The sequence below is a fragment of the Pedobacter vanadiisoli genome, assembly GCF_042684385.1.
Lineage (GTDB): Bacteria > Bacteroidota > Bacteroidia > Sphingobacteriales > Sphingobacteriaceae > Pedobacter > Pedobacter vanadiisoli.
In genome coordinates this window covers 241999-260352 of the sequence record NZ_JBHULL010000005.1, presented here as the reverse complement: position 1 = coordinate 260352, position 18354 = coordinate 241999, and the positions used below count along the sequence as shown (strand labels likewise).

The 18354-nt window shown below is 37.1% G+C and carries 14 protein-coding genes; 8 read left to right on the top strand and 6 right to left on the bottom strand.

The genetic code is table 11. The features are described 5' to 3' along the window. Window positions 1–17: 17 nt before the first annotated feature. The 5 genes from ACFSR6_RS05020 to ACFSR6_RS05000 all read right to left on the bottom strand — a co-directional run bounded on the left by ACFSR6_RS05020 (window position 18) and on the right by ACFSR6_RS05000 (window position 5582). Entirely contained in the window at window positions 18–740 is a 723-nt protein-coding gene (locus ACFSR6_RS05020) for an RluA family pseudouridine synthase (RefSeq protein WP_379075790.1), read from the bottom strand. 215 nt (window positions 741–955) lie between these two features. Then, window positions 956–1645, bottom strand: a complete 690-nt coding sequence (locus ACFSR6_RS05015) for a response regulator transcription factor (protein ID WP_379075787.1) — start codon at window positions 1643–1645, stop codon at window positions 956–958. Between the two features lie 103 nt (window positions 1646–1748). After that, a complete protein-coding gene (locus tag ACFSR6_RS05010) occupies window positions 1749–2861 on the bottom strand; it encodes a redoxin domain-containing protein (protein WP_379075785.1) in 1113 nt (370 codons plus the stop codon). Further along, on the bottom strand, window positions 2861–4324 hold the full coding sequence (gene gatB, locus ACFSR6_RS05005) for an Asp-tRNA(Asn)/Glu-tRNA(Gln) amidotransferase subunit GatB (RefSeq protein WP_379075782.1): 1464 nt from the start codon (window positions 4322–4324) through the stop codon (window positions 2861–2863). Before gatB ends, ACFSR6_RS05010 begins: the two co-directional genes overlap by 1 nt. Window positions 4325–4433: 109 nt before the next feature. Then, window positions 4434–5582, bottom strand: a complete 1149-nt coding sequence (locus ACFSR6_RS05000; RefSeq protein ID WP_379075780.1) for an ATP-binding protein — start codon at window positions 5580–5582, stop codon at window positions 4434–4436. A gap of 303 nt (window positions 5583–5885) precedes the next feature. Between ACFSR6_RS05000 and ACFSR6_RS04995 the strand changes: the two genes are divergently transcribed. Both ACFSR6_RS04995 and ACFSR6_RS04990 read left to right on the top strand, forming a co-directional pair. Next, window positions 5886–6383 (top strand): hypothetical protein, encoded by a 498-nt coding sequence (locus ACFSR6_RS04995; RefSeq protein WP_379075777.1) that lies wholly within the window; start codon window positions 5886–5888, stop codon window positions 6381–6383. Window positions 6384–6507: 124 nt separating this feature from the next. Continuing rightward, entirely contained in the window at window positions 6508–7014 is a 507-nt protein-coding gene (locus ACFSR6_RS04990) for a hypothetical protein (RefSeq protein WP_379075774.1), read from the top strand. An 88-nt stretch (window positions 7015–7102) separates the two neighbouring features. On the opposite strand, the gene alaS is transcribed toward ACFSR6_RS04990, so the two are convergent. Continuing rightward, complete coding sequence (alaS, locus tag ACFSR6_RS04985) at window positions 7103–9721, bottom strand: alanine--tRNA ligase (RefSeq protein WP_379075771.1); 2619 nt, start codon at window positions 9719–9721, stop codon at window positions 7103–7105. 116 nt (window positions 9722–9837) lie between these two features. On the opposite strand from alaS, the gene ACFSR6_RS04980 reads away from it, so the two are divergent. The 6 genes from ACFSR6_RS04980 (at window position 9838) to ACFSR6_RS04955 (ending at window position 18336) form a co-directional block, all read left to right on the top strand. Then, window positions 9838–10173 carry a MerR family transcriptional regulator gene (locus ACFSR6_RS04980; protein ID WP_379075768.1) on the top strand — a complete coding sequence of 112 codons (336 nt, stop codon included), beginning with the start codon at window positions 9838–9840 and terminating at the stop codon, window positions 10171–10173. Window positions 10174–10500: 327 nt separating this feature from the next. Further along, the gene (locus ACFSR6_RS04975) at window positions 10501–12531 is read left to right on the top strand and encodes a ComEA family DNA-binding protein (RefSeq protein WP_379075766.1); all 2031 of its coding nucleotides are present in this window, start codon (window positions 10501–10503) and stop codon (window positions 12529–12531) included. Window positions 12532–12534: 3 nt separating this feature from the next. Further along, on the top strand, window positions 12535–14622 hold the full coding sequence (locus ACFSR6_RS04970) for a ComEC/Rec2 family competence protein (protein WP_379075764.1): 2088 nt from the start codon (window positions 12535–12537) through the stop codon (window positions 14620–14622). A gap of 1 nt (window position 14623) precedes the next feature. Next, window positions 14624–15400, top strand: a complete 777-nt coding sequence (locus ACFSR6_RS04965; RefSeq protein ID WP_379075761.1) for an enoyl-CoA hydratase/isomerase family protein — start codon at window positions 14624–14626, stop codon at window positions 15398–15400. A 22-nt stretch (window positions 15401–15422) separates the two neighbouring features. Further along, complete coding sequence (locus ACFSR6_RS04960; RefSeq protein WP_379075758.1) at window positions 15423–16070, top strand: hypothetical protein; 648 nt, start codon at window positions 15423–15425, stop codon at window positions 16068–16070. A 97-nt stretch (window positions 16071–16167) separates the two neighbouring features. Beyond that, window positions 16168–18336: a S9 family peptidase gene (locus tag ACFSR6_RS04955; RefSeq protein ID WP_379075755.1), complete on the top strand. Its 2169-nt coding sequence runs from the start codon at window positions 16168–16170 to the stop codon at window positions 18334–18336. The last annotated feature ends 18 nt before the right edge of the window (window positions 18337–18354 follow it).

Below are 18354 nucleotides of genomic sequence, written 5' to 3'. Positions count from 1 at the left end.
CAATTTAAAGCCTCCTTTTATGCATCAAACTTGTCCAGTAGTTTAATTAATGTTGCAAAATCTTTAGGGTATGGCGCATCAATCACAATATCCTGGTCGTTAAGTCCCTTAAAAACCAAATGGCGGGCATGTAAAGCAAAACGTTTCATGATTGGTTGTTCATCTTCGCCCTTGGTTAATTTATAGCCTCTTTTAATCGAAGAAAGAAAAACCGGTTTACCTTTATACATTTCATCGCCAACAATAGCAGCTCTTTGCGTGGCCAGGTGAATACGGATCTGGTGCATTCTGCCGGTAATGGGTTTGCACTCTACCAAAGTATAGTGTTTATAATATTTTAAAGAATTGAATATCGTTTCAGCCCGTTTTCCTTCGGCCCTATCAATGGTTACATTTTTATTGCCATCATTTAAAATCGGTAAGTCAACAGTTAAATCATCAAAAATAACATGTCCATCTACCACTGCATGATAGGTTTTACTTACCTTTCTTCTTTCAAATTGCATAGAGGCATGACGGTAACCTTCAGGATTTTTTGCAATAATTAAAGCACCGGATGTTTCTTTGTCTAAGCGGTGACAAACCTGGGCATCGTCACTGTATTGTTTTGCCAAACGCAACACATTGGTTTCACCAGACCCACCACGCTCATCAAGTGATGCTAAAAATGGTGGTTTGTTGATCACAATAAAATCATTGTCTTCAAAAAGAATAAGGTCTTTAAAATTTGTAAATTTCAAACTGTGTTTTAATTAATGAGGCACAAAAATACGATTTTATTTTTTAAGGCGGTCGTTACCCTGAATTTATTTCAGGGGCTTATTAAGAGGAGGTGCTGAAGTGAATACAGACAAGAGGTCCTTCTTGTCTCAGGATTGACAGCATAAAAAAAACACAGATTAATCGTCAGAAAAAATATCTGCATTAATCTGTGTCTATCTGTGATGGAAATTATTTAAGAAAGTTCGAACTTATAGCCTACTCCTTTTACTGTTGAAACATAAGATTCACCCAGTTTTTCCCTTAACTTACGAATGTGCACGTCAATGGTTCTATTGGTTACCACAACCGAATCTTCCCAAATATTTTTTAGGATCGACTCGCGGGTATAAACCTTTCCGGGTTTCGAAGCCAATAAATACAGCAGTTCAAATTCTTTTTTAGCCAGCACTACTTTGTTTCCGCCTTGAAAAACCAGGTAAGCTTCACGGTCGATCACCAAATCGCCAATTTCCAGCTTGTTTTCTGATACTTCTTCAGTACCAGTATTTCTTCTTAATATTGCGTTAATGCGGCTAACCAAAGCACGTGGTTTGATCGGTTTTGCAATATAATCATCAGCACCAACATTAAAACCAGCAATTTCGGAATATTCTTCACTCCTGGCAGTTAAGAATACCATAAAAGTGTTCTTAAATTCAGGAATTGCACGCATTAAACGGCAAGCTTCTATCCCATCCATTTTAGGCATCATAATATCCAGGATAATTAAATCCGGATGAACCTTTTTCGCAACAGTAATTCCTTCCTGGCCATTGGTAGCTGTGAAAACCTGATAACCTTCTTTTTTTAGGTTATACTCAATAAGTTCCAGAATATCTGGTTCATCATCAACAATTAATATTTTCTGACCTGCGTTGTTCATAGTTAAATATTTGTTACGAAAGTAGCATCTGTGATGCAGTAATTGGTTAAGCTTAAGTTAAGAAATTGTTAATTACTTAAATTAGTTTAACATGGATTTTTTTTTAACGTAACGTTTTAGCTAAAAATGCTTCTAATTCATCTCCGCGTAGGTTTTTAGCTATAATTTTTCCTGACGGATCAACAAGATAAGAAGTTGGGATTGCCTGTACCTGGTATTTTTTTACCGTTTCTCCGTTAAAATCTTTCAATTCTGAAACGTGGGTCCAGGTTAAGCCATCAGCCTTTATCGCACCTAACCATGCTGCTTTGTCGGTATCCAATGAAATTCCAATAATATCAAAGTTTTTGCTTTTATATTTATTGTAAACTTTAACTACATTAGGATTTTCCTGACGGCATGGTTGGCACCATGAAGCCCAAAAATCAATCAGCACGTATTTTCCTTTATAATCTGATAAACTTACCGGTTTATGATCAGCAGTATTAATAGTGAAGGCAGGTGCAACGTGACCTACCTGAACAGCTTTTAATAAAGCCATCTGTTTTACAAAGGTATCTACAGTGGCATTGCCTTTAATTTCTTCTTTAACCTCATCGGCAAACTGCACCAGTTCGGCTTCAAATTCTTGTGGACTTAAAGTATTCATTGCATAAAAACTTGCAAGTGTTCCTTTATTATCTTTCGCAAATTTAATGATCTGTGTATTTAGCTGATTGATGTACGATTCGTATTGTGGTTTCATAGATTCTAATACGGCCGCCCTATTTTGTGGCTGTTTTGCAACTTTTGCATCAAAATCTGCCTGTAGCTTTTCCACCTGTTGGGCAAAATTATTTCTGATGGCATTCAGTTCAGATAGTTTATCTACCTCATTTGCACCAGAAATTTTGTAGGCCATAGATTTATCTGCTATATCAGCCTCTAATTTGATTTCATCGCCATTTTTTGCAATCAGCATAAATTCATGATTGCCCAACGATATCCTGAAAAAATCAACAGATGGAGTTTTGCGTGTAAACTTAAATTCTGCTTTTTCTGATAAATTGGTCGAATCAATGGCAACCATATTGCTGTTTTGCATACCATATAAAAGTACCTTCTTCTCCGTTCCGGGGTTTTTGAAAGTGCCATCAATGGTAAAGCTATCTTCTGGTTTACATGCCGTGAAAGCAATCGCGATCAGCATGATCAGGCTCATTTGTTTTAGTCTCATTATTTCAGTTTTTCAAGTATTAATCCATTTAATTTTTTAGCATCGGCCTTACCCTTGGCCAGTTTCATTACATCGCCAACAAATAAACCTAAAACGCCTTTTTTCCCTTTCTTATACGCTTCTACCTGTTGAGGATATTTATTTAACACTTCATCAATAAAACCACTTAATTCATCTCCGTTTTCAGAGATGAGTAAATTTAATGATTGCGCTAAATCAGTCACTTTTGCATCTTCCTGTAATTCAACAGCTGGTAATAATTGCTGGATTGCAATCTGCTGCGTAATTTTTTTATCATCGACCAGGTTGATTGTCTCAGCCAACTGTGCGGGCTTTACTTTAAATGATGCAATGCTAATCCCTTTTTCATTCAAAACAGCCCTTATCGGCCCGATTAACCAATTAATCAGGCTTTTTTTGTTATTTACGATGGTTTTGGCCGTATTAAAATAAGTAAGCAGATCCAAATCTTCTGCAAATAATGCCGAATCGGCCTTACTGATCCCGAATTCAGCAATCATTTGCGCTGAAATTTCATTTGGCAAAAGTGGCATCGAAGATTTGATCTCTGCAAGCCAATCATCTGAAATATAAATAGGCTGCAGGTCAGGATCTGAAAAATAACGGTAATCATTGGCTTCTTCTTTGGTTCGCATTGGCGAAGTAGTCCCTTTATCTGCGTCAAAATTTAAGGTGCTCTGAATAATCTGTCCGCCATTACTGATTACTTCCAACTGACGGCTAAATTCGAAATCCATAGCCCTGCGTACGTTACGCATGGAGTTTAGGTTTTTTACCTCGCAGCGGGTTCCAAATTCAGTACTACTCTTCTGGCGTATAGAGATATTGGCATCGCAACGCAAACTACCCTCTTCCATATTGCCGTCGCTTACATTTAAATGCCTAACCAATTTCCTGATTTCGCTTAGCAGTACTGAAGCTTCTTCCGAACTCCTGATATCAGGCTCGGTTACAATCTCAATCAAAGGTACCCCTGCGCGGTTTAAGTCAACCAGCGAATAGTTGTCATCCTGATCGTGAATACTTTTACCTGCATCTTCCTCTAAATGGATCCGGTTAATGCCAATCTTCTTTTTAGAACCATCGGCAAGCTGAATTTCCAAAAAACCATTTACACAGATGGGTTGATTATCCTGGGTAATCTGATAGCCTTTCGGCAGATCGGCGTAGAAATAATTTTTTCTGTCAAAATGATTCACCTGATTGATGGTGCAGTTTAAGGCCAGCCCTATCCGGACAGCTTTTTCTACCACTTCTTTATTCAGCTTAGGCAATGCTCCGGGTAAAGCCAGCGAAACGGTTGAAACATTTTGATTGGGTAAAGCTCCAAAAGATGCACTATCAGCTGAAAATATTTTCGTGTTTGTATTTAACTGAACGTGGATTTCTAATCCTGAAACGAGTTCGAAGGCAGTTTGGGGGCTTGTTTCTTGTAAAGGCATTAAAGCTTTGTATTATTGTAAATTTTGTTAACCACGGTTTACCTTTCAATACAGGTTTAACTATGGTTAAATATTATTGTGTCAAATATAGTTATTATTTAGTTTTTCGTTAGAAAAGGCTCGAAGGAGAAATTTTTAGAAATTCCTGCCAAGGTAATCCTCCGGCTCCGACTAAAAGGATTTTATCGGGCTTATACATTTTGCTAAAAGCATCCATGCCCGATGTACCACTAATCAAGCCTGTACTTTTAACCTCCAGGCCAATTGTTTTTCCTCGTTTTTCTAAAACAAAATCTATCTCATCATTCCTATGCCGCCAATAAAATACCTTGTACCCTTCTGCAAAAGAAGAGTTTAGCAGATGTGCCCCGATTGAAGATTCGACCATTCTCCCCCATTCTGCCGGTTGTTTCCTTATTTCCTCAAAAAGCTCATTTCTCTGCGCGCTCACCAATGCGTTGTTATGTACCTGGAATTTTGGGCTTGACGAACGTTTACGAATTACATCAGCCGCGAATTTTTCGATACCACCCAATAAGCCTGCAGTATCTAGCAGTTGTAGGTAATGAGACAAGGTAGTGGTATTACCGGCGTCAGAGAGTTGTCCTATTATCTTAGTGAAAGACAGTATCTGGCTTGAATATAAACAACCCAGTTCGAACAAACGTTTCATTAAAGCAGGTTTATCTACACGCGTAAGCATTAAAATATCTTTCGAAATACTGGTTTCTATCAAAGCATTTGAAACATAATTTTTCCAGCGCTCTTCTTCTTTAATTAAACCTGCTGAGCCAGGATAACCTCCGAACCACACATATTCTTCGGCTGTAAAACCAAAAGCACTTTCCATTTCTGTAAAGCTCCAGTGCCCCATATAAGTTAATTCGAAACGACCGGCAAGCGACTCAGTGAGGCCCTGTTGGATAAGCAGTCTTGAAGATCCCAATAAAATTACTTTTAAGTTTACTCCATTCCGCATGTCTTCGTCCCAAAGACGTTTCACAATTTCACTCCAATTATCAATTTTCTGAATTTCATCAATCACAAGAAGATATTCATCAACCCCTGGTTCTTTTAATAGTTCTCTGGTATTATACCATATCAGTTCTATCCATGTTCTGTCAGAAGCTGCAACAGTATCAGCGGATTCGAATATATAAGGCGTATTAATTTCCTTGACCAATTGACTGATCAATGTTGTTTTGCCTATCTGTCTAGGTCCCACAAGCACTTGAATAAACCTCTTTGGTTCATTCATTACTTTAGTAAGCTTCTGTAAATAAGATCTTTGGAACATAATTTACAATTTACTCAATGTATTGAGTAAAATTACTCAATACATTGAGTAAATCAAAATAATATTTAAATCCCTGTTAGTTAAGTAAGCTTTATTTTTATATAAATATAAAGGTAATGGCACTAAAGAGATAATAACCAGGTTAGCCGCTATAACAAATGCTCTAATATGTATAATAAGAAGATTCGAAAGGTGTTCCTTTTTTATTTAATGATTTTTGGCACGCATTTGGTATTGAATAAGAACACACAAATTAAATTGATTATGAAAAGATTATTTTTAATTGCTGCATTAATGATGGTTTCATTTTTCAGCATTCCGGCAAAAGCTCAGTTAAACGTAAATGTGAACATCGGCTCACAGCCCTTATGGGGACCTGTAGGGTATGATCATGTTGATTATTATTATCTGCCTGATATAGAAAGCTATTATTATGTTCCAAAAAGACAGTTTGTATACCTGAACGGAAACGATTGGGTTTTTGCGAATTCTTTACCAAGCAGATATAGCAATTATGATTTATACAGCGGTTATAAGGTAGTAGTTAATTCGCCTAGACCCTATTTGAATTTCAGAAACGACAAGGTAAAGTATTCAAAATATAAAGGCAATAAAGGTCAATTGATCATCAGAGATAGTCGCGATAGTAGATATTATGAGGTAAAAGGACACCCACATGGTATGCCTCCAGGACAAGCTAAAAAAATCTTTGGAAAAGAGAATAAAGGCAAAGGCCATGGAAATGGCAAAGACAAACATTAGTCTATCATATTAAATTAAGTTAAAGGGAGTTTCGAAAGATGCTCCTTTTTTTATATCTCTGTTACAATAGAAATTTTGGCACAGCGTTTGAATTACTGAAGCACACACAAATAAATAGATTATTATGAAAAAGTTATTTATCATTTCCGCGATTTTAAGTATCGTGGCTTTAACAGCTAATCAATCTAACGCTCAGGTAAGTATTAATTTAAACATTGGCACGCAGCCTGCATGGGTTCCGGCGGGCTATCAGAGTGTTGATTATTATTATCTCCCAGAAGTACAATCCTATTATTGTGTGCCGCAAAGGCGATTTGTTTATTTAAGCGGAAGTAGGTGGATACGGTCGAGATATTTACCGGCCAGGTATAGAGGTTATGATCTGCATCATGGAAGGAAAATTGTAATGTATGGAAATAATCCATATCGCAATTTTAATGAACATCGGGTAACTTACATTAGTCATAACAATTACTACCGTTCATCTTATGGTGGTGGAAACAGGATCAGATACAATTCGCCTCGATATGATTACAGGCCTTACCGTGAAAAAAACTGGCATCGTGAAGGACGGGGAGATTTCATGTCAAGGGGCCATGGTCATGGTGGCGGAAAACACGGCAGACATTAACATACAAAACAAAAAAGAGGCCTATGGCCTCTTTTTTTATGCTCAGTGTTACCCAAAATTTGCATTTTTAGGGATCTCATTTTATATATTAATGATGAGGTATAAAGTTTTCGGCTTTTTCCAGAACAGCCTTTAACCCAGCTGGATTTTTACCCCCTGCTGTTGCATAAAAAGGCTGTCCACCCCCACCACCCTGGATTTCTTTGCCCAGTTCGCGTACGATGTTTGAGGCGTTTAATCCCTTTTTAACCAAATGATCTGAAAGCATTACGGTTATACCAGGTTTCCCGTCAATTTCTGTTGTAAAAATAAGGAATAGGTTATCGATCATATCTTTTAAGGAGAAGGCCAGGTTTTTAACTGCTTCTGCACTTTGCAGGTCGATATGTTTTGCAATTAAGTTGATTCCGTTAATTCCCCTAACATGGTGTACAATTTCATGTTTTAAATTGTTTACACGTTCCAATGTCGATTTTTCGATTTCCTTTTTCAGCTTTGCATTTTCATCCAATAAAGCCTGAACAGATGCAGATAAATCTTTGCTTCCATTTAATAAAGCCTTTAAATGCCCTAATTCTCTTCTCTGATCGAGGAAAAATTGTTCAGCTTTATCGGCAGTGATGGCTTCGATACGGCGAACACCTGCTGCTACTGCACTTTCTGAAACAATTTTAAAAGAACCGATCTGTCCGGTGGCTTTTACATGCGTACCACCGCAAAGCTCCTTAGAAAAATGATCATCAAAAGTAATCACACGTACGAAATCACCATATTTTTCACCGAATAAAGCAGTTACACCGCTTTCAATCGCATCCTGATAAGGAACATTACGCTGTTCTTTCAACTTAATGTTTTGACGGATTTTTTGGTTTACAATAACTTCAATCTGGGCCAACTCTTCATCGGTTACCTTTGCAAAATGAGAAAAATCAAAGCGCAGGTAATCGGCATTTACCAGTGAACCTTTCTGGTTAACATGCTTGCCCAGCACCTGTTTAAGCGCTGCATGCAATAAATGCGTGGCTGAGTGATTATCTTCTGTCAAGATACGTTTATCTTCATCTACAACCGCCCAGAATTTACCTTCTAAATTATCAGGCAAAATGTCGGTAAAATGAACTGTTAGTCCGTTTTCCTTTTTGGTATCAGTGATATCTACCCAGAACTGGCGGCTATGGTCTTCCAAACGGCCGGTATCACCTACCTGGCCACCGCTTTCGGCATAAAAAGGCGTTTGGCGCAGCACAATCTGGTATTGCTCTTTGCCCTTAGCTTTAACTTTACGGTATTTTAAAATCTCTGTTTCAATTTCCAGGTCGTCGTATCCTACAAATTCACTTTGATCTTCGGCATTTACTACAATCCAATCGCCTGTGTCAATAGCTGTTGCGGCCCTACTGTCGTCTTTTTGTTTTTTCAACGCCTGTTCGTAACCAAGCAGATCAACACTCCAGCCTTTTTCCCTGGCCATTAGCTCAGTTAAATCGATCGGGAAACCAAAGGTATCTGATAATTCGAAGGCAAAAGCTCCTTCAACTACATGATTGGCAGCCTGGTATTTTTCGAAACGCTGAATCCCTGTCGACAAGGTTCTCAGGAAAGAAACTTCTTCTTCTAAAACTACTTTCTGTACAAAATCCTGTTGTGAAATCAGTTCATCAAAAACTCCCTTAAACTGATCAGCCAATAAAGGAACCAGCTGATTTAAAAATGGCTCTTTAAAGTTTAAAAATGTATAAGCATAACGCACAGCCCGGCGTAAAATCCTGCGGATTACATAGCCTGCTTTATTATTAGATGGCAACTGCCCATCGGCAATAACAAAAGAAATGGCGCGGATATGATCGGCCATTACGCGCATGGCAATATCAGTTTTCTCGTCAGCCCCATATTTAATACCTGCTTTATCAGAAATAAACTGGATTAGCGGCTGGAAAACATCGGTATCGTAATTGGATGTTTTATCTTGTAAAACACGTACCAAACGTTCAAAACCCATCCCGGTATCTACATGTTTTGCCGGTAAACTTTGCAATGAACCATCTTTTAAACGGTTAAACTGCATAAATACGTTATTCCAGATTTCTATCACCTGTGGATGATCTGCATTTACCAGCGAAGCACCGTCAACTAAAGCTTTTTCTTCGTCGGTACGGCAATCTACATGGATTTCTGAACATGGTCCGCATGGTCCGGTATCGCCCATTTCCCAGAAATTATCTTTTTTGTTTCCGGGTAAAATATGGCTTTCATCAACATATTGTTTCCAAAGATCGTAAGCTTCCTGGTCTTTTTCCAGGCCTTCTTTTTCATCGCCTTCGAAATAGGTAACATAAAGTTTTTCTTTCGGGATTTTATAAACTTCGGTCAATAACTCCCAGCTCCAGGCAATGGCCTCTTTTTTAAAATAATCGCCAAAGCTCCAGTTGCCCAGCATTTCGAACATGGTGTGGTGGTAAGTATCAATACCTACTTCTTCCAGGTCGTTATGTTTACCGGAAACGCGCAAGCAGCGTTGCGTATCTGCAACACGAGAATATTTTACAGCGGCCTCTCCTAAAAACAGATCTTTAAATTGGTTCATACCTGCATTGGTAAACATCAATGTAGGGTCGTTCTTAACTACAATTGGTGCTGAGGGAACAACATGGTGCTGTTTCGATTCAAAAAAACTAAGGAATGCCTGTCTAATCTCTTTTGCTGTCATTTCAATATTATTGGAGGCAACAAAATTAAAATTTTATTGCGTTATTAAGGAAAAATCGACCTACATTTGAATACTTTAATTAATCGATATAAAACACTCATAATCAAGCACAAGTTATGCCGTATAAAGAAAGAGACATTAATAAAATGTATTATACCATGGGCGAGGTGACTGAAATGTTTAATGTAAACGCGTCGCAGATCCGTTTTTACGAAAAAGAATTCGATATCCTGCAGCCTAAGAAAAACAAGAAAGGCAACCGCTTGTTCACACCAGAAGATATAGAAAATCTGAAGATCATCTTTAATTTGGTTGATGAGAAAGGCTTTACTTTAAAAGGTGCTAAAGAATACCTGAAGAACAATAAATCGGATGTAAAAGAGAACCAGAAAATTATTGATTCTTTAGAAAAATTGAAAAGCTTTCTGGTCCATCTGGCTGAAGAACTTTAAGTGAACTGTTTCATTTATTATCTATTTTATTCATTAACTTAAGTAATTAAAACATACGTTTTTTGTAGTTTTTTAATTATTTCCCTATCTTAGTATTATCAATACAAAAAAATCACCCTATTTTTTATTAACCAGTTTAACTCCTGCTTATGAAAATATGGTGTGCATTGTTGCTCTTCTTTTTTTCTTGTTTTTTATTTTTCCATAACCATTTGGGTAGCTATTCCTTAGCAATAGTTAATCATTTAATTGTGCATACAAATCCTCCTGGAATTGTATTGGCCACTAACTATGAAATGATAACTAAATTTCTAGCTGGAGGTGCTTATGCGGTTTAAAGGATTAATTGTTGGCTTTGTAATGATCGGATTCATGGCAAATGCCCAAACCGGCACACAGGAAACAGAAATACGTGATATTTTGGAGAGTATGGCCGAAAGCCTCCCCGATGATTACGATATGACTGAGTTGGTTGAGTTATTAGAAAAATATCGTAAACACCCAATTAACCTGAACCGTACTACAGTTGAAGAATTAAAGACCCTGGTTTTTCTATCACCATTGCAGATTGGTAATTTCTTTACATACATCAGGGAAAATGGCCAGCTTGAAGATGTGCTGGAACTACAAAGTATTGATGGTTTTGATGTTAAAACCGTGAGTAACATCCTGCCGTTTGTAACGGTGAACAACATCACCGAATACCAGCAACTCCGTTTTAACAATATGGTGTATGCTGGAGGAAATGATTTGATGATGCGTTTTGCGCAGACCTTACAGAAACAGAAAGGTTATACAGATTTGCCTGGCAACAGGTATTTAGGTTCGCCAGAAAGATTTCAGATGCGCTACCGCTACCATTATGGTTCAATTCTATCAGCAGCTCTTACTTTTGACAAGGATGCCGGTGAAAAATTTATGGGCAAGCCTTTTGATTTCTATTCAGGCAACATCACACTATTAAAATTAGGTAAGCTAAAAAGATTGGTAGTTGGCGATTATGCATTGCAATTCGGGCAAGGTTTAACTTTGTGGTCGGGTTTTTCTTTTGGTAAGGGTCCTGATGTAACCAGTGTGGCCAAAAAAGATTTAGGCTTAAGACCTTATAATTCTACTAATGAATTTTCTTTTTTTAGAGGAGGCGCTGCAACAATTAACCTGTTTAAGAATATAGATATCACTCCTTTTCTTTCGTTTCGCAATCTTGATGCCAGTCAAAAATTAGATTCGGAAGGAAATTTAACTCAGACCACCATCAATCAGACCGGTTTACATAGAACACCCACCGAGATTAAGAATAAAGGTGTTTTGGCACAAAGGGTATTTGGTACAACAGTTCAATATACCAAAAATGAATTTGCAGTTGGTGCAATTGCTTATCAAACGCATTATAAGAACCGTTTTGTTACACAAACAGCAGCTTATGACCGTTATAGTTTTACGGGCAAATCGTTAACCAACCTGGGGTTGTTTTATAATTATACCTATAAAAACATGTACATCTATGGCGAGATGGCTAAAGGTTCAGGTGGTGGGCTTGCCTATATTAATGGCATTCTCATGAGTTTGTCTCCAATAGTTTCTGCAGCTTTAACTCATCGCAATTATGCTAAAGATTATCATAGTTTCTTTAATCAGGCGGTATCAGAATCAACCGAAGCGGTAAATGAAAAAGGATTGTATATTGGCTTAAATGTTAATCCAAATAAACATTGGGCTTTTTCCTTCTATGGCGATTATTTTAGGTTTCCCTGGTTAAAATACCGTGTAGATGAACCTTCAAAGGGTTATGAGGTCTTAACTCAGGCTGTTTATTCACCTAGTAAAACCTTTAAAGTTTTAGTTCGATTTAAAACGGAACGTAAACAACAAAATACCGATTTGGATGTAGCTGTAAATTTTTTAGACCGTGTACAAAGAACGGGATACCGGGCAGAAGCAACCTGGCAACTGAATAATAATTGGCAATTTCAAAATCGGATAGAGGTTTCGCAATATAAAAAAGGAAATGCCAAAAGGGAACTTGGCTACCTCGTTTATCAGGATATTGACTATTCGCCAATGTTTGCCAAGCTAACAGGAAATGTGAGATTTGCCTATTTCAATACGCCAAGCTACAACAGCAGAATTTATGCCTATGAGGATGACGTTTTGTACAGTTTTGCTTTTGGAATGTATAATGGAAAGGGTTTTCGGACTTATCTTAATCTTAGATATAAAGTAATCAAGAAACTAAGTTTTTGGATTAGATATGGTTTATTTGTTTATAAGGATGTAGAAACTGTAGGAACATACCTGGATGAAATTGATGGCAATAAAAAATCGGAAGTTAAAATTCAGTTACGCTATCAATTTTAAAAAATGTTTAAATCTGAATATGTTTTTGTCAGGATCCTATCCCCTTTTCTTTTGGGTATCAGCGTTTTTTACTTTTTTCAGGACTGGGTAAATATTCAGTTATTGGCTGTAACATTATTTGTTATTTTACTGGGTATTTTATTTCTAAACGTTACCTATAAAAGATTAAGTATATATCGTTACAAAGGAACTATTGGCCTTTTAATTTTTTTGCTTTTTTTCACTCTTGGTGCTTTGCTTTGCCTGCTCAATAATGAAAGACTGGACCAAAGTTACTTTGCAAAAACTCCATGCAATTACTTAAAAGTTTGGGTGAATGATGAACCTCAGCAAAGTGGTAATGTGCTGCGTTTTAAAGCAAAGTTAGTATCGGGATACCAAAAAGATAAACCGATCCGCTTAACGGGACAGATACTAGTTGCCATAAGATTAGATAGTGTAAAACCAATACAACTAAAGTATGGCGACGAAATCATCATCCCGGCCAGGTATACCGATGTTGAGCTTCCATATAATCCTGCAGAGTTTGATTTTAAAGCCTGGTTAGGCAGTCAGAATATTTACCATCAGGCATTTATGGACCAGGGTCATATTGTAGTCGACAAAAACAATGTTGGCAACCCCATGATAAAGATGGCTTTAAATTTGAGAGAGAAGCAGGTTGCAAAATACCGGAGTCTGATTAAAAGTGACGAGGCTTTTGCTGTGGCCTCTACCCTTATTTTGGGCTACCGCGCCGATTTAAATAAAGAAACTTTATCAGCATATTCCAAAACAGGAACCATTCATGCCTTATCGGTATCAGGAGCACACGTAGCTATTATCTATGTCGTTTTAGATTTTCTGTTCTTCTTTTTAAATAAAAATAGGGCATTACAGACGCTGAAACTGCTGCTCATCTGTACTTTAATTTGGGGATATGCTTTGCTAACCGGATTATCACCTTCAGTAGTACGTTCTGCGATAATGATTACCGTTTTAATCACTGCGAAAGGTTTATCTAAGAAAACAAACGGTTATAATGTTCTGGCCTTTTCAGCTTTTTGTCAGCTGGTTTACAATCCATTCTTAATCTGGGATGTTGGCTTCCAGCTCTCCTATCTGGCGGTATTCGGGCTAATTTATCTTCAACCTAAAATTTACAAGCTTCTGTATACCGAACGTAACTGGATAGATAAATTATGGCATTTTACCTCTATGTCTTTAGCTGCACAAGTTGTTACGTTTCCGTTAAGCATTTATTATTTCCATCAATTTCCGCTTTACTTTCTCTTCGCGAATCTTTTCATCACCATTCCATTGATCTTAATGATGTATTTAGGGATTGTGATATTGATTCCATTATTCGGATTTCTCGCTCCGGTTTTCGAAGGGATCATAAATTTTACCAATGCTGTATTAAAATGGATGGCCGGTTTGCCATATGCCAGCTTTTCCTCAATTTGGATTAATTTGCCTGAATTTATCTTATTGAGCCTCTCTTTGGGACTGTTTATTTATGCATTGTCAAAATTCAACAAACAACTTTTGTTCAGCGCCTTATTTCTATTTGTTGTTTACCAACTTTTGGTTTTGCGAGATGATCTGACCGCTTTTTACCAGAGGAAAATCATTTTCTTTTCCCTGAGAAAAAACTATGCAGCTGCTTTCATTAATGGAAAACAGGCCGTTTTAATTTCAGATTTAAATAGAGAAGATAAAAATTATACCTTTTCTGTTGAGCCCGCATTAAACCAGTTGCAGGTAGATAAAATATCCTTCATTAATCCAAAAAAAGATACCATTTCAGGACATTTTATATTAAAGAATAACCAGATTGCCTTTTTTCAGTATAAGATACTCCTGCTTGATGAAAACCTGAGTGGTAAAAAGATAAATGGAAATGCTACTTTTTCGAGTATTTGGTTAAGTGGAAATAAAAAATTTAATCTTGCCACTATGGACACGGATATAAAATATAAAACTGCTATAATAGATGCTACTCATAAAGATTATAGAATTCAGATTTTAAAAAAGCATTTCTATAATAATGGTGTAGAAGTACATGTTTTAAAGAAAAATAAAGCATATTTGGTACAACTAACACAATAGCATGGAAAATTTGGTTTTATATCAGGTTGCTGAAAGAATAGCAACGATAACAATCAACAGGCCCGAAAAGAAAAATGCGCTAAACCCTCAGCTTATAGCCGAATTAACTTCTGCGTTTATCAGGGCATCAGAGGATGACCTGGTAAAAGTAGTCATATTAAATGCAAATGGCGATGCTTTTAGTGCTGGTGCAGATTTAGCATACCTTCAGCAATTACAGAACAATACATTTGAAGAAAATGTTGCCGATTCTAATGCGCTTAAAAAACTCTTTACAACCATTTATTATCTGCCAAAAGTGGTTATTGCCCAGGTAGAAGGTCATGCTATAGCCGGTGGCTGTGGTTTGGCAACAATATGTGATATTATTTTTGCCACTCCTGAAAGCAATTTTGGTTATACTGAAGTAAAAATTGGTTTTGTACCCGCTATCGTTTCCTGCTTTTTAAAACAAAAGGTAAGCGAATCAATTGCCAAGGAAATTTTACTCACCGGAAAAACTTTCTCTGCTGAGCAGGCACTTAAATATAATTTGATAAATTTTGTAACAAATTCATCCGATATTCATCAAAAAACAAGAGAATTTGCACTAAGTTTGTGCACAGGTAGTTCGGGTAATTCATTAATGATTACTAAACAGCTGATTACCCAAACTGTTAATCCTTATTTAGAAAAGAGTTTAGAAACGGCGGTACAGATTAATGCCAGGGTAAGGGAAAGTGACGATTTTAAAAAAGGAATCTCTTTATTTTTGAAAAAGGAAAAAATCAATTGGTAAATAACTAAAACTTAAATAAAAAATGTTCAAATCAATCAAAACTAGTATTGTAGCTTTAATCTTAGTAAGTACAGCTATAATTGCACATGCACAAAAGAAAGTAGCAGAAGGTACCCTTGTATTTGCAGTAACTGCTAATGGTTCGACAACCGATATCAAAACCAAATTTAATGGCAGTTTAACCAAAATCGAAATTGAAAATGGCCCTGCTATGGTTAACATCATTTCGAACACAGCAGATAAAACCGGATTATTATTAATAGATGTTCCGGTAGCACAAAAACAATTTGCGGTAAAGGTAAGTAAAGCAGAAACGGAAGCACAGGAAGCATTGTTGCCAAAATATTCTGATTACAAAGCAACTGGCGAAAAACAGGTAATTGGTGGGCTTAATGCCGAAAAATATACTTACAAAGACGACAAAGGTGGCGCGCATGAATTATGGGCAACAAAAGATGTTGATATTTCAGCTGTTACAAATGCCGGTTTCTTTAAAGGCTTAGGTGCACTTCCGGTAAAGTATTCGGCAGTAATTAATGGTGTAAATTCTGACCTTGTTCTAAAATCTCTTTCTGAAGCTAAAGTAGGTGCCATTAGCACTGAAGTTCCTGCCGGTTACGAAGTAGTAACTATGGAAGAATTGAAAGCAATGCAGGGTGGTGGTGAATAATTAGCCAATACCAGATAATTTACAGCTTTTCAACTTTAGGCTTTTTATTTAAATTAGCCGAAAGTTGAAAAGCTTTTTTTATGTCCAAAAACTAAATATGATTAAAAACTTATTTTTAAGATTATCAATTGCTTGCATTGCGATATGTGCACTCATTGATGCAAAAGCCCAAAGTATTAACTGGGCAAAAGATGGGAACTCCTATTACCAGATTGCAGGCGGAGAAATTATTGCAGTCAGCCTCCCTAAAAACGACAAAAAAACAATTATATCGAGAGCTTTGTTAACGCCTGCCGGAAAAAATAATGCCATTGCAGTAAGAAGTTTTCAATTGTCTGATGATGGTACAAAAGCACTCATCTATACCAACAGTAAAAAAGTTTGGCGTTATGATACCCGTGGCGATTATTGGCTGGTTGATTTAACGGCTAACAAGATTACCCAGATTGGGAAAGATAAACCTGCATCATCGTTAATGTTTGCCAAATTATCACCTGATGGAAGCAAAGTGGCCTATGTAAGCAAACACAATTTATACGTAGAAAATATTGACGGGACTGGAGCTAAAGCTTTAACTACTGATGGTACAGACCGGATGATCAATGGTACCTTTGATTGGGTTTACGAAGAGGAATTTAATTGCCGCGATGGTTTTAGGTGGAGCCCTGACGGAAAATCAATAGCTTACTGGCAGATCGATGCTACGAAGATCAAGAACTTTTTAATGATCAACAATACCGATTCTATTTATCCTTACACCATCCCGGTAGAATACCCAAAAGTAGGCGAAAACCCGTCTGCCTGTAAAGTTGGGGTTGTTGATATTGCTTCCGCAAAAACAAATTGGTTAAATGTTCCGGGCGATAATATCCAGCATTACATTCCACGCATGCAGTGGGTTCCGAACAGCAATAATATCATTTTGCAGCAGCTTAACCGCGAGCAGAACGAAAGTAAAGTATTTATCTGCAATGCCGGTACAGGTGATGCAAAAGTTGTTTATACTGAAAAGGCAAAAGCTTGGATCGACGCACAGGATGACTGGAAATGGCTTAATGACAATAAAGAATTTACCATCGTATCAGACAAAGATGGTTGGGACCACCTGTACAGAATTAGTATTGATGGAAAAAAGGAAACTTTGATTACGAAGGGCAATTATGATGTGATCGACGTAAAATTGATCGATGTAAAAAACAACATGGTTTATTTTCTTGCATCACCAACAAATGCCACTCAGAAGTATCTTTTTAAAACCAGATTGGATGGAAAAGGTAAATTAGAGCAGGTTACACCTTCTGTTTTACCTGGAACACACAATTACGATATTTCGCCTAATGCTGCTTTTGCACGTCATTCATACAACAGTTCACTTGTTAAATCCATTACAGAATGGATGAACTTTACTACAGGGAATCCATTTACCATGGATGGAAGCATTACTACACAATTAGCTAAACAGCCGGCAACCAAAAACAAAGTTGAGTTTTTTAAAGTAACCACTGAGGATGGCATTGAAATGGATGGCTGGATGAAAAAGCCTGATAACTTTAATCCAAGTAAGAAATATCCTGTTTTATTTTATGTTTATGGTGAGCCGGCAGGTGCAACGGCAACAGATGTTGAGGGTGCAGGTACAAATCGTTTGTATGATGGCGATATGGCTAAAGATGGTTATATCTATATTTCGATGGATAATCGAGGCGCACCTGTTCCGAAAGGAAGCGTATGGCGCAAAAGTATTTATAAAAACATAGGTGTAATCAATATCCGCGATCAAGCTATGGCTGCGAAAAAATTACTGGCTACCTATGCTTATATGGATAAAGACCGTGTGGCTGTTTGGGGCTGGAGCGGAGGTGGTTCTTCTACGTTAAACCTGATGTTCCAATATCCTGAAATTTATAAAACAGGTATTGCCATTGCGGCAGTAGGCAATCAATTAACCTACGATAATGTTTACCAGGAGCGTTATATGGGGACACCTTTTCCAAGTAAAGAGGCTTACATTAAAGGTTCTCCGGTTACTTACGCTAAAAACTTAAAAGGTAATTTATTGTATATTCATGGTACAGGCGACGATAATGTACATTATCAAAATGCCGAAATGCTGATTAACGAGTTAATTAAGAATGGAAAGGTTTTTCAATTGATGAGTTATCCAAACCGTACCCACAGTATTTCTGAAGGCGAAGGAACCGGTAAACATTTATCTTTAACTTATACTAAGTTTTTAAAAGAAAATTGCCCTCCAGGAGCGAGATAGAAAAATTTAAAAGCAGCT